The sequence below is a fragment of the Streptomyces beijiangensis genome (genome assembly GCF_017315755.1).
Lineage (GTDB): Bacteria > Actinomycetota > Actinomycetes > Streptomycetales > Streptomycetaceae > Streptomyces > Streptomyces beijiangensis.
The window spans coordinates 18,984-30,373 of the sequence record NZ_JAFLRJ010000068.1; the positions used below are offsets into that span (position 1 = coordinate 18,984).

General features: G+C 69.4%; 11 protein-coding genes and 1 pseudogene. 7 read left to right on the forward strand and 5 right to left on the reverse strand.

All coding sequences use genetic code 11. The annotated features are described in order from the left end of the window. Positions 1 to 88: 88 nt before the first annotated feature. A pseudogene (locus tag J0695_RS08045) lies at positions 89 to 397 on the forward strand (integrase core domain-containing protein); the annotation flags it as partial. Positions 398 to 631: 234 nt separating this feature from the next. Here the strand turns inward: J0695_RS08045 and J0695_RS08050 are convergent. Beyond that, the gene (locus tag J0695_RS08050) at positions 632 to 1,396 is read right to left on the reverse strand and encodes a polysaccharide deacetylase family protein (RefSeq protein WP_206961172.1); all 765 of its coding nucleotides are present in this window, start codon (positions 1,394 to 1,396) and stop codon (positions 632 to 634) included. A gap of 479 nt (positions 1,397 to 1,875) precedes the next feature. On the opposite strand from J0695_RS08050, the gene J0695_RS08055 reads away from it, so the two are divergent. The 3 genes from J0695_RS08055 (at position 1,876) to J0695_RS08065 (ending at position 4,559) form a co-directional block, all read left to right on the forward strand. Then, the gene (locus J0695_RS08055) at positions 1,876 to 2,079 is read left to right on the forward strand and encodes a cold-shock protein (protein ID WP_206961173.1); all 204 of its coding nucleotides are present in this window, start codon (positions 1,876 to 1,878) and stop codon (positions 2,077 to 2,079) included. Between the two features lie 184 nt (positions 2,080 to 2,263). Then, positions 2,264 to 3,781 (forward strand): DEAD/DEAH box helicase, encoded by a 1,518-nt coding sequence (locus J0695_RS08060; protein ID WP_206961174.1) that lies wholly within the window; start codon positions 2,264 to 2,266, stop codon positions 3,779 to 3,781. Positions 3,782 to 4,220: 439 nt separating this feature from the next. Further along, on the forward strand, positions 4,221 to 4,559 hold the full coding sequence (locus tag J0695_RS08065; RefSeq protein ID WP_206961175.1) for a MerR family transcriptional regulator: 339 nt from the start codon (positions 4,221 to 4,223) through the stop codon (positions 4,557 to 4,559). 21 nt (positions 4,560 to 4,580) lie between these two features. On the opposite strand, the gene J0695_RS08070 is transcribed toward J0695_RS08065, so the two are convergent. The 4 genes from J0695_RS08070 to J0695_RS08085 form a co-directional block, all read right to left on the reverse strand. Continuing rightward, positions 4,581 to 5,213: a response regulator gene (locus J0695_RS08070; RefSeq protein ID WP_206961176.1), complete on the reverse strand. Its 633-nt coding sequence runs from the start codon at positions 5,211 to 5,213 to the stop codon at positions 4,581 to 4,583. A gap of 1 nt (position 5,214) precedes the next feature. Then, positions 5,215 to 6,405 (reverse strand): sensor histidine kinase, encoded by a 1,191-nt coding sequence (locus tag J0695_RS08075; RefSeq protein WP_206961177.1) that lies wholly within the window; start codon positions 6,403 to 6,405, stop codon positions 5,215 to 5,217. A 5-nt stretch (positions 6,406 to 6,410) separates the two neighbouring features. Then, positions 6,411 to 8,621 (reverse strand): MMPL family transporter, encoded by a 2,211-nt coding sequence (locus tag J0695_RS08080; protein ID WP_206961178.1) that lies wholly within the window; start codon positions 8,619 to 8,621, stop codon positions 6,411 to 6,413. A 121-nt stretch (positions 8,622 to 8,742) separates the two neighbouring features. Next, positions 8,743 to 9,738: a CE1 family esterase gene (locus tag J0695_RS08085; RefSeq protein WP_206961179.1), complete on the reverse strand. Its 996-nt coding sequence runs from the start codon at positions 9,736 to 9,738 to the stop codon at positions 8,743 to 8,745. Positions 9,739 to 10,212: 474 nt separating this feature from the next. Between J0695_RS08085 and J0695_RS45120 the strand changes: the two genes are divergently transcribed. The 3 genes from J0695_RS45120 to J0695_RS08095 all read left to right on the forward strand — a co-directional run. Beyond that, positions 10,213 to 10,335: a hypothetical protein gene (locus tag J0695_RS45120; protein ID WP_277989956.1), complete on the forward strand. Its 123-nt coding sequence runs from the start codon at positions 10,213 to 10,215 to the stop codon at positions 10,333 to 10,335. A 38-nt stretch (positions 10,336 to 10,373) separates the two neighbouring features. Further along, on the forward strand, positions 10,374 to 10,733 hold the full coding sequence (locus J0695_RS08090) for a magnesium transporter CorA family protein (RefSeq protein ID WP_206961180.1): 360 nt from the start codon (positions 10,374 to 10,376) through the stop codon (positions 10,731 to 10,733). A 196-nt stretch (positions 10,734 to 10,929) separates the two neighbouring features. Beyond that, positions 10,930 to 11,390: peptidoglycan-binding domain-containing protein (locus J0695_RS08095; protein ID WP_372445723.1), on the forward strand; the 461-nt coding region annotated here is incomplete at its 3' end.

Here is an 11,390-nt window from a genome sequence, read left to right on the forward strand (position 1 = left end):
AACCCCGTGGATGGCGATCCGATTCCCGGCAAGCAGACCAGCCCGCCGCCCCCGCCGAGAGCTGAGACGCCTGCTTTGCACCCGGGCCGTCGAACGGGTTCTGACCGACAACGGCTCCTGCTACCGCCCACGCGACTGGCGCGACAGCCTGGCGGCGGCCGGGATCACCCACAAACGAACCCGGCCCTACCGGCCCCAGACCAACGGCAAGATCGAACGCTTCAACCGCACCCTGCTCGACGAATGGGCCTACGCCCGCCCCTACCGGTCAGACATCGAACGCCGCGAAGCGTTCCCCGGCTGGCTCCACTCCTACGATCACCACCGCGGACACACCGCACTCGCAGGCAAACCACCCGCAAGCCGCGTCCCCGACCTAACGAGGCAATACACCTAGGGCGCACCAGATGCGCACCGGATCGAGCGGTAAACAGCGGTCGACGCGGGCCGATAGCCACTCCCCCTTGGGTGGTCAGAACTCAACAGTCTGCGCAGCTCAGAGCCATGATCATGCCGAATATGCCAGTGATTCCCAAGCTCAGAGCGCGGGTTCGATTCCCGTCACTCGCTCCACGACAAACCCCCAGGCCGACGGCCCGGGGGTTCTTTGTTTCCCGGAGCGCACCAGAGCTCACCGCACGGGGAAGCCGAAGGCGTATCCCTGCTCCTTCAGCCAGGGCAGCACCTCCCGCAGGGCGGCCAGCGTCTGCGAGCGGTCGCCTCCCGCATCGTGGAAGAGGACGGTCGGTCCGCTGGATATCTCGCTCTTGACGGTGGCGACGATGACGTCCACGCCGGGATGCTCGAAGTCCTTGGTGTCGACGTTCCAGCCCAGCGGGCGCATCCCCCGGGACGCGGCGAGCTGTCGGCTGTACGGGGTGAATGCGCCGCCCGGGGCCCGGTAGTACTGCGGCCGGACACCCCCGGACGCCTTGGTGATCATGCGTTCGGCGTCCAGGATCTGCTGGGACTGGTAGGCCTCCGACTTCTTGTCCATGGTGGTGTCGTGCGAGACCGTGTGGTCGCACAGCCGGTGGCCGTCCGCCACGACCCTCTTGACCAGGTCCGGGTATGCCTGGGCCTGCGTGCCCACCATGCAGAACGTGGCCTTCACCCCGCTGTCCTTCAGCAGTTGGAGCACCTGGGGCGTCCAGGTCGGGTCCGGTCCGTCGTCGATGGTGATGTTGACGCCCCGTGCGCCCCGGTCCGAGGCATGCGCGATCTCCGCCGACACCTTCGTCATCCGGGCGTCCGGTGCGGAGACGCGAGCCTGCGGACCCCCTGTGGTGGAGTCGGCCTGCGCGGTCCACATCGAGGTGGCAGCGGCCAGCACAGTCACGCCGAGCGCCACCGCGACCAGCCTGACGTGCCGTGCTCTTCCCTTGTGCCTCGCCATGTCCGCCCGCCCCTTTGCCGTCTCCGCCGATGCCGTGCCCCAATGAAGACACACGAACGCCCGTACGAGGTCCCTCCGTTACCGATCACGGACAGATCCGTAGGAGGGCGGCGACAAACGACGGCGGCCGACGTCCGGCAGCGACTGCCCCGGGGGTGCGCGGCCCGGGGCTTATTTTTCGGAGCCGATCCGGCGAAACCATATGTAGTGCCGCCGCGACAGATATCACCGTGACGCCCGCTGAGAATTTCTTGCGCGACTGGCGGAGCGGAATTACTTAGCGCACAGCACCCATGCCGATCGTGCTACTGTCTATCTCAGTTGCAGTTGTGGTTCCCAAAAACTTCAAGTGCCCTCATCGTGTTATACGCCGATGAGAGCACTTTTGTATTTCCGGTCATTTCCGGCGGGGTAATCATCGCGGCGACGCGGATTTCGCACAGTGTGGAGTCCGTTCACTGCCTCGAAGGAGATTTGACATGGTTGCTGGCACCGTGAAGTGGTTCAACGCAGAAAAGGGCTTCGGCTTCATCGAGCAGGATGGTGGCGGCCCCGACGTCTTCGCCCACTACTCGAACATCGCCGCCCAGGGCTTCCGCGAGCTGCAGGAGGGCCAGAAGGTGAACTTCGAGATCGCCCAGGGCCAGAAGGGCCCGACGGCCGAGAACATCGTTCCCGCCTAAAGCCTGACACACGCTTGACGGCTGGGGCCCGCACCTTGGGGTGCGGGTCCCGGCTCGTTTGCATTTCCGGGCCCGTTCAGCGCGGGCTTATTCGCATTTCATTTGGCACGTTCTTGCAATTCTCTGCGCTGCTCGGCCGCTGCGGGAATTCCTTGGTACGCGCCTGCATCGAGGAAGGTTCCGCATGAACCGCACACGCACGAACGAACGCTCGAACGACCGTTTTTCCCGCACCCCCCGCAGCGGAAATTCCGGATCCGGCAATTTCGGATCCGGCAGGAGCGGGGGCGGCGGCAGCCGTTTCGGCGCCCCGGCCCGCTCGGGCGGCTACGGTCGCCGGGCGTCCGCACCGCAGGGTGAATTCGCACTTCCGGTGACGGTCACCCCCGCACTCCCCGCCGTCGAGGCGTTCGCCGAACTCGACATGCCGGCGCAGTTGCTGACGTCCCTGGGCAACCAGGGTGTGACGGTGCCGTTCCCGATCCAGGGCGCGACCCTGCCGAACTCCCTCGCGGGCCGTGACGTCCTGGGCCGTGGCCGCACCGGCTCGGGCAAGACGCTGGCCTTCGGCCTCGCCCTGCTGGCGCGTACGGCCGGCCGCCGCGCCGAGCCCCGCCAGCCGCTGGCGCTGGTGCTCGTCCCCACCCGTGAGCTCGCCCAGCAGGTCACCGACGCGCTCACCCCGTACGCCCGCTCCGTGCAGCTGCGGCTGGCCACTGTGGTCGGCGGCATGTCGATCGGCAGGCAGTCCGGCGCCCTGCGCGCCGGCGCCGAGGTCGTCGTGGCGACTCCGGGCCGGCTGAAGGACCTCATCGACCGCGGCGACTGCCGCCTGGACCAGGTCGACATCACCGTCCTGGACGAGGCCGACCAGATGGCCGACATGGGGTTCATGCCGCAGGTCACCGCGCTGCTCGACCAGGTGCGGCCCGGCGGGCAGCGGATGCTGTTCTCGGCCACCCTGGACCGCAATGTCGACCTGCTGGTGCGCCGCTACCTGAGCGACCCGGTCGTCCACTCCGTCGACCCGTCCGCCGGCGCGGTCACCACCATGGAGCACCACGTGCTCCATGTGCACGGCGCGGACAAGAACCGTACGACCACCGAGATCGCGGCCCGCGACGGCCGGGTGCTGATGTTCCTGGACACCAAGCACGCCGTCGACCGGCTGACCGAGCACCTGCTCAACAGCGGCGTACGGGCGGCCGCCCTGCACGGCGGCAAGTCCCAGCCGCAGCGCACGCGGACGCTGGCGCAGTTCAAGACCGGGCATGTGACCGTGCTGGTGGCGACCAATGTCGCGGCGCGCGGCATCCACATCGACAACCTTGACCTCGTCGTGAACGTCGACCCGCCCACCGACCACAAGGACTACCTCCACCGCGGCGGCCGTACCGCCCGCGCCGGGGAGTCCGGCAGCGTCGTCACCCTGGTGACGTCCAACCAGCGCCGAGAGATGAGCCGGCTGATGGCCACCGCGGGCATCACCCCGCAGACCACCACGGTGCGCTCGGGTGACGCGGAGCTCACCCGCATCACGGGCGCCCAGGCGCCCTCGGGCGTCCCGGTCGTCATCACCGCGCCGGTCACGGAACGCCGCCGCAGCAGCTCGTCCTCCTCCTCGCGCGGCCGTCGTGGCCGCACCGACCGCCCGGCGCGCCGCACCGCTCCGCCGCAGTCCTCCGCGAGCAAGGCCGCCTAGCGGTCCCGCACCAACGAAAAAGGGCCCCGCCGACATATGTCGGCGGGGCCCTTCGTGTTGCCCGTCACACCGCATGCCGGAGACTACCTCTTGCTCCGAAGCTCCAAAATCTACGCTCGCCAGAGTAGACATTGGCCGGTTCGGTGGTTAGGGTTTCTCTCGTACCCAGAGAGTGAGACCAGAGGAAGAACGGAGGATGCAGACGCCATCAGGATCGCCCGGCCCGAGGGACTCGGCCCGGGTACCGCAAGACCCCGGAACGGAAGGTGGTCCCCGGTCACGCATTCACGATCCCCGCGCTCCCGACCCTCTACCGGGCCGGACAGCGGAAACAGCAGGTCGGCGCAGCAGTAGAGCCGGCCGATGGTGTTGAATTTCCTTCGGGGCCTTGGTGCCGTACGGCACCAAGGCCCCTCGACGCGTTGCACTACGAGGTGAGATGACAGCAGATATGCCACTCAGTGGTCGTCTGGAAGACGACGACTATCCCGCGTACACCATGGGCCGGGCCGCCGAGATGCTCGGCACCACTCCCGGCTTCCTCCGGGCCATCGGTGAGGCCCGGCTGATCACGCCGCTCCGCTCGGAGGGCGGGCACCGCCGGTATTCGCGCTACCAGCTGCGAATCGCCGCCCGTGCACGCGAGCTCGTCGATCAGGGGACGCCGGTCGAGGCCGCGTGCCGCATCGTGATCCTCGAGGACCAGCTCGAGGAAGCCCAGCGCATCAACGCCGAGTACCGCCGCACCTCGGCCGAACCTCACGACAGTCCGCGCTGATGCTGAGAGTGCGGGGGCCGGTCAGGGTCTCCGCAGCAGGCCGCCGTTCATCGCCACCACGACGGCGCGCGTGCGGTCGCTGACGTCGAGTTTGGCGAAGATCCGCAGGAGATGGGTCTTCACCGTGGCCTCGCCGATGAACAGGCGCCGGCCGATCTCCGCGTTGGACAGCCCGTCGGCCACGGCGGTGAGCACGTCCGACTCGCGCGGAGTGAGCGCGACGGGCGCGGGCTGCCGCATTCTCGCGACCAGCCGTTGCGCGACCCGCGGGGCCAGGACGGTCTCGCCGCGGGAGGCCGAGTGGATCGCTTCGACGAGCTGTTCCCGGGTGGCGTCCTTGAGGAGATAGCCGGTCGCCCCCGCCTCCACACCGCGCTCGATGTCCGCGTCGGTGTCGTACGTGGTGAGGATAAGGACCCGGGTCCGTGCGGGGCCCGCGACAATCTCGGTGGTGGCGCCCACCCCGTCGAGAACCGGCATCCGCAGATCCAGCAGCACCACGTCCGGCTGGAGCCGCTCGACGAGATTCACCGCCTCCCGGCCGTCGCCGGCCTCGCCCACGATGTCGATGGTGGGTTCGGAGGCCAGCAGGGCGACGAGTCCGGCACGCATCACCGTGTGGTCGTCGGCCAGGATCACGCGCAGCGCTGTCATATCAGGTCCGACCGTTCAGGGGGATGGTGGCGAGTATCCGGGTGCCGTCGCCGAGCGAGCTGGTGACGTTGAGTTCGCCGCCGAATTCGGCGAGGCGTCTGCGCATGCCGTTCAGGCCGAAGCCGTGGGACTCCTCGACCACGAAGCCCCGGCCGTCATCGGTGATCTCCAGCTCGACGCCGTGGGGGTGGAGGGCCAGGACGACGCCGACCGTGGAGGCCGCCGCGTGCTTGCGGACATTGGCCAGGGACTCCTGGGTGCAGCGCAGCAGGGCGACCCGGGTCGGCTGATCGCACTCGGTGTCGGTCAGTTCGGCGAGTTCCGCCGTGACGGTGAGCCCGGTGTCCTCGGTGAAGCGGTCCAGGGTCCGGCGGAGTGTGGCGGCGACCGATCCGGCGGCCACTCCGCTGTGCGGGGCCGCACCGACCAGGACCCGCGCCTCGGCGAGGTTCTCCCGGGCGGTCTGCTCGATGGACTGAAGCTGCTGGGCGCTGCGGGCGGGGTCGGCGGAGAGCCCTGAGCGTGCCGCCTCGGCGAGCACGATGATGGAGGCGAAGCCCTGGGCGAGGGTGTCGTGAATCTCCCGGGCGAGGCGTTCGCGCTCCTCCGCGGCGCCCTGACGCTGGTACACCTCGGAGAGCTCCAGCTGGGCGGTCCTCAACTCGGCTCGCAGCCTGACCCGTTCGTCGCGCTGTGCCAGTGCCCTGGGTGTCAGCACCGCCATCAGCACGGCGACCGCGTACACGCCGAGCGACGAGATGGTGTTCTTGGCGAGGACGTCAACGCCCCAGCCCTCCCTCAGCGTGCCGCCGACGGTGATCGCCAGAGCGCCGAAGCCGCTGAGGACGACCGCGGGTCGCACCTTGTCCGCGAAGGTGACGAACTGCGGGAGCATCACCATGTACAGCACTCCGAAGCCGGAACCGAGCCAGGAGACACCGCCCAGTGCGAGAACGAGCACGCACAGATAACCCTGCGGGCTGAGCAGTCCGCTGTCGGGGCGGCGGCGTACGAGCGTGTAGCAGAGGGCGAGCACGGCCAGCAGCGCGAGCAGCCCGGTCTTCGCCGCGGTGAGCGTGCCGCTCAAGGCCGTGACGAGGGCGACAAGGGCGGTGAGGGCCCAGGACAGGTTCTCCCACCAGTGGAGCATCCATATCCAGAACGGGTCGCCGCGCTGCGGTCGTTGAAGCATGTCCGTCAGATTACGTTCTGGAGGGGACGGGGGTCCGGCGCGGTGGTCCGCGTACGCCGTGAGGGGCGCAGGGGCCGCCAGGCCCGCTCGCCGAGCAGCAGCAGGACCGACGGCAGGATCACCATCCGGATGACCACAGCGTCCAGCAGCACCGCGACCGCCAGGCAGAAGCCCATCTGCTTCATCTCGGTGAGGTGCAGGAAGACGAAGGCGGCGAACACCGTGACCATCACCATCGCGGCGCTGGTCACCACCTTGGCCGACCGGGATATGCCATCCACTACGGCTTCGCGGGCCGTCATCCCGTTGTCCATGGCCTCCTTGATCCGGCTGACCACGAACACCTGGTAGTCCATCGACAGGCCGAAGAGGATCACGAAGAGGAAGAGAGGTACCCGCGAGGCGATGGCGCCGAGCGAGTCGAACCCCAACAGGCTCTCCGCCCAGCTCCCCTGGAAGACGAAGACCAGGGCGCCGAGTGCGGCGGCCGCCGACAGCAGGTTGAGGACAACTCCGATCAGGGCGATCATCACCGAGCGGAAGGCCACCGCCGTCATGACGAACGTCAGCAGGAGCAGGGCGCCCAGAACGAGGGGCAGTCGGCTCCTCTCGTCGTGCACATAGTCCTGGCCACGGGCCACGTCACCGCTCACGGCCGTCTCCACGCCGGACAACTTCCCGGTGGTGGCGGGCAGATACTCCTGGCGGAGATGGTCCAGTGAGGTGATCGCCCGGTCGGAGGGCGCGGGGTAGGGGACGGCCAGTTCCAGCACGCTGATCCGGCCGTCGGCCGAAGTACGCACTGCCGGTGCGGTGTTCTCGGCGAACAGCGGGTCCGCCTGGGCGCGACGGCCCAGTTCCACCAGGGCCTGCTTCACCTCATCCGCCCGGTCCGGGGTGGAGCGGGTGACGACCTCGTGCTTGACCAGGAGGTCGGGGAACTTCGCGGTGAGCCGGTCGTACACCTGCATGGCGGGTATGGAGCGCGAGAAGGTGTCCTTGCCGGGGTCGATGAGCTTCATGCCGAGCGCCGGTGCCGCGACTCCGAGCATGATCAGCACGGATACACACAGGGCGATCGCGGGGTGGCGCTGCGCGGGCCGCAGCAGGGCGGCGAACACCCGCCCGTTCTCGGGCTTCGCGGGCTTCGTGACAGTGGGCTTGCCCCTGCGGGCCCGGCGTGCGGCCTTCTTGGCGGCGCGGCGTTCCGTACGGTGGCCGAACTTCACCAGCAGGGCGGGCAGCACGGTGAGAGAGCTGGCCACGGCGACCGCCACGACCAGGATGGTGCCCGTGGCGAGCGAGGAGAAGATGACGTCCGTGGCCAGGTAGAGGGTCGCGGTGGAGACGATCACCGCGAGGCCGGAGACCACGATGGCCCGGCCCGCCGTCGCCGCGGCGAGTTCCACCCGTGCCTCGGGGCTGAGCCGGCCGTCGGCACGGGTCCGTTCCTCACGCTCACGCTTGAGGTAGAAGAGCGTGTAGTCGACGCCTACGGCGAGGCCGATGAGCAGGATCATGTTGGTCCCGACCCCGGGGTCGGGGAGCAGGTGGGAAGCCAGCATGGACAGGCCCAGGGTGGCCGCGATCGAGGACAGCGCAAGGAGCAGCGGCACCCCGGCCATGACGACGGAGCCGAAGACGAGCAGCAGGATCACCAGCGTGACCGGCAGGGTGATGCGTTCGGAGAGGGCGAGGTCGTCGCCGCGCTGGTCGTTGACGCCCTTGCTGATGGCGGGCGACCCGCTCTCCTCCACAACGAGATCCGGATGGCTCGCGGCCACCTTCTCCGTCTGGGCGAGGAGCGGCACGACGTTCTTCTTGCCCTCCAGCTCGGGGCCCTTCAGGGTCACCGTGACGCGCACCGCCGTACCGTCCGCGGAACGGACCGGGGCCGCCACCCTCTCCACCTCGGGCAACGCGCCCATCCGCGCGGTGAGATCACGGACCGCGGACGCGACTGCCGAGGCGTCCGGCCGGCCCTGTCTTGCACTGATCATGACGTGTTCAAGGGGCTTCCGCTGGAGGCCGCCCTGGGTCGCCATCGACTCGGCGTTCCCCGCCTCACCGACCCAGAAGTCCTCCGTCTGCGCCTCGTTGCTACCGACGGCGATCCCCGCGCCGAGGCAGAGGATGACGAACAGGAACCAGCCGATGATGGCGCGCCACGGGTGCCGGGCGCTCCAACTGGCCATGCGCATGGGGTGATTTCTCATGTACCAAATGCTCGTCGGAACGGCCTGTCCCCCGACAGCCTCGACCGGTGGAGCCCGGGGTCCACCAGTCGGTGGACCCCGTCAGCCCGTCAGCCCGTCAGCCCCTCAGTCCGTCAGCCCCTCAGCCCGTCCCCCGGTGGTTGTCGGCGAAGAATCCGAGGATCGTGCCGGTCGCGTCGAGCACCCTGCTGACCCGGCCGAAGCCCGCGGGCGGGGTGGCCGACGTACCCGGCCAGGTGTGACCCGCGCCGTGCATGACCAGGAGTTGGACGGTGGCGCCGGAGGGCCCCGGGCGCCATGTGATGCGGTCGTAGCCCGCCTCGGACCGTAGGGACGCTCCACGCGCCCCGTCGGCCGCGGCGAACGCCTGCGCGCTGGCCAGGGACGACATGGTCGGCGTGATCGGCGCCGCACCCGCGCGGGCCGGGCCCGGGTCGGGCAGGCCTCCGACGGGGCGCACCGGGTCATCGGCCCCGTGGATGATCATGACGGGGACCGGCCCGGTGGGCCTGACCCGCGCCGCCCCGGTGGGGAGTTGGCCGGCGACCGAGGCGGCTCCGGCCAGCAGTCCGGGGCGCTGGGCCGCCATGCGCAGGGCCATCGAGCCCCCGTTGGAGAACCCGACGGCGTAGACGCGGTCGGGGTCGGCCTTTCCCGTACGTACCAACTCCTGGACCAGCGCCTCGGTGAACCGCACATCGGCGTCGGGGTCCGGCCGCTCCCCGGTGGCGACGGAGCCCGCACCCCAGGCGTGCCGCAGCCCCTCGGGATAGGCGATCAGCAGGGAGCGGGACGCGGCGGCCCGGTCGAGGCCGGTCCTCTCGCGCATGCCCGCCGCGCCTTCGCCGCTGCCGTGGAAAGCGATGACGAGCGGCTTTGGGCTGTCGTCGCGGGCGGCAGGGCTGTGCAGGAGGTACGTACGGGTGGAGCCGTCCACCCGGAGCTGCTCACGGGTGTCGGTGGCGGGTCGGGCCCCGGTGCCGGCGGCAGCGGTGGGTGCGGACGCAGCCGGGTCCCGGGTCGGGTCCGGATCGGCCGATCCGGTGCAGCCCGCGGTGAAGGACAGACCGAGCAGCAGAGCTGCGTACCAGCGACGTGACGAGAGAAGCGAGGGCATGGCAAAAGAAGATCAGCCCGGGACGCCCCATGTCCACGTACGGCCGCCCTCGGGAGAAGGGAAAGGGACAAGGGACCAAGGTCCCGTGGAGCCAGGACCTTCGCCCCGCCGAGTCCCATAGGCCCGCTGTTAGCGTGGAGGTGTCGCGCGGCCGCACCGCAGGGTGGGCCCCGAAAACATCCGCGACCCGTATGTACGCCGTACGCCCGGCCGAGAGGAGGCGATGACCCCATGGATCCGAGTCCGAGTTGCTCGTACGACCTCCATCCCATCGCCTCGACTCCCGGCACGCTCTGAACCCGGCCACCCGTACACAGGGCACCGACGTTCGCTGAACCTCCGTGCTGCCATGGCGAGTTGAGGCATACCCCTCAACACCGACCGTCCCCACACCCACGGCATGAAGCCGCCGCCCGGCCCGTGCGCACCTGTGCGCCCGCGCCGTACTTCGGCACGCCCGTGAGGAGGAACGCCATGACCCTGATCATCACTCTCCGACTGACCGCCGCGTGGCGCAGGCTCGCCGACGCGCCGCTCAACAGTCCTGTCCGCCGCGCCCTGAGCGACCGCTCCGGCCAGCGTACGCACCGGCACTGACACACCCTCATATACCTCTGCACGAAGGAGACAGCACCATGACGAACATCAACACCGACCGCCTGACCAAGGCCATCGACACCCACGCCGACAATTCCGAGATCATCGCCGTCCTGCATGAGATCCGCGACGAACTGCGCGACTTCAACAAGGACATGGACCGCCTCAACCACCTGACCGAGGGTCAGTTGAAGTCCACCGTCGAGAACCGCAAACTGGCCGCGATGACCCTGATGTTCGTCATCCCGTCGACGTTCGCGGCCATCCCCGGTGCCAACTTCGAGCATCTCAACGAGTTCGGCTTCGACAATTTCTACGCCCTGCCGATCCTGGTCGGCGCGGTCGTGCTCTCGGCCGTCGGCACGTTCGCCTTCGTCAAGAAGAAGGGCTGGATCTAGAAACTGCCCGCGGTCCCAGGGTCCCAGGGTCCCCGGGTCCAGGGTCCCCGGGTCCACGGTCCCCGGGTCCACGGGTCCACGGCCCGCTGCGGCCATTCGGTGGTAATCCGGCGCCCTCAAGTCATATGAACCCAATATTCCGCGCACCTGCTGCTGTGATGCCCCGGTATGTTCCTTCGGCATCCGAGGAGCGGGTGTGCGGCATCCTTTTTCCCGGCTCGGACTCTCCCTGGCCCTGGTCGTCCCGGCTCTGCTCGGCAGCCTCGGGCCGGCCTCCCTCGCCCCCGGGCGGGCGCCCAGGTGCACCGCCGACACCGGGCCCTACCAGCGTGAGGTCGAGCGCGGCCTGCGCCTGACGGCGGACGGGCGGCAGTCCCCGGCGGACTGCGCGGCCGTACGCCGGTTCCAGCAGGGGCACAGGGTCCGGCCCGCCAACGGGTACGCGGGGCTCGCGACGTACCGGATCATGCTCGTCGTCCAGGCGGGCACCACCCCGAACCGCGCCGGCCGCTGCCCGTCGAGTGCGTACAGAACCGTCTGCGTGGACCTTGGGCGGCAGTTGCTCTGGGTCCAGCGGGGCCGCCGGATCGTCTACGCGCCGGTCCCGGTCCGCACCGGGTCTCCTGCCCGTCCCGGCCGGTGCGGACCGGCACCGGC

Bases quoted from the DNA above. Each gene is read 5' to 3' on its own strand.
- J0695_RS08050 (WP_206961172.1), bottom strand. From the start codon at position 1,396: ATGGCGAGGCACAAGGGAAGAGCACGGCACGTCAGGCTGGTCGCGGTG.
- J0695_RS08065 (WP_206961175.1), top strand. From the start codon at position 4,221: ATGACAGCAGATATGCCACTCAGTGGTCGTCTGGAAGACGACGACTAT.
- J0695_RS08070 (WP_206961176.1), bottom strand. From the start codon at position 5,213: ATGACAGCGCTGCGCGTGATCCTGGCCGACGACCACACGGTGATGCGT.
- J0695_RS08090 (WP_206961180.1), top strand. From the start codon at position 10,374: ATGACGAACATCAACACCGACCGCCTGACCAAGGCCATCGACACCCAC.
- J0695_RS08055 (WP_206961173.1), top strand. From the start codon at position 1,876: ATGGTTGCTGGCACCGTGAAGTGGTTCAACGCAGAAAAGGGCTTCGGC.
- J0695_RS08060 (WP_206961174.1), top strand. From the start codon at position 2,264: ATGAACCGCACACGCACGAACGAACGCTCGAACGACCGTTTTTCCCGC.
- J0695_RS08080 (WP_206961178.1), bottom strand. From the start codon at position 8,621: ATGAGAAATCACCCCATGCGCATGGCCAGTTGGAGCGCCCGGCACCCG.
- J0695_RS08075 (WP_206961177.1), bottom strand. From the start codon at position 6,405: ATGCTTCAACGACCGCAGCGCGGCGACCCGTTCTGGATATGGATGCTC.
- J0695_RS45120 (WP_277989956.1), top strand. From the start codon at position 10,213: ATGACCCTGATCATCACTCTCCGACTGACCGCCGCGTGGCGCAGGCTC.
- J0695_RS08085 (WP_206961179.1), bottom strand. From the start codon at position 9,738: ATGCCCTCGCTTCTCTCGTCACGTCGCTGGTACGCAGCTCTGCTGCTC.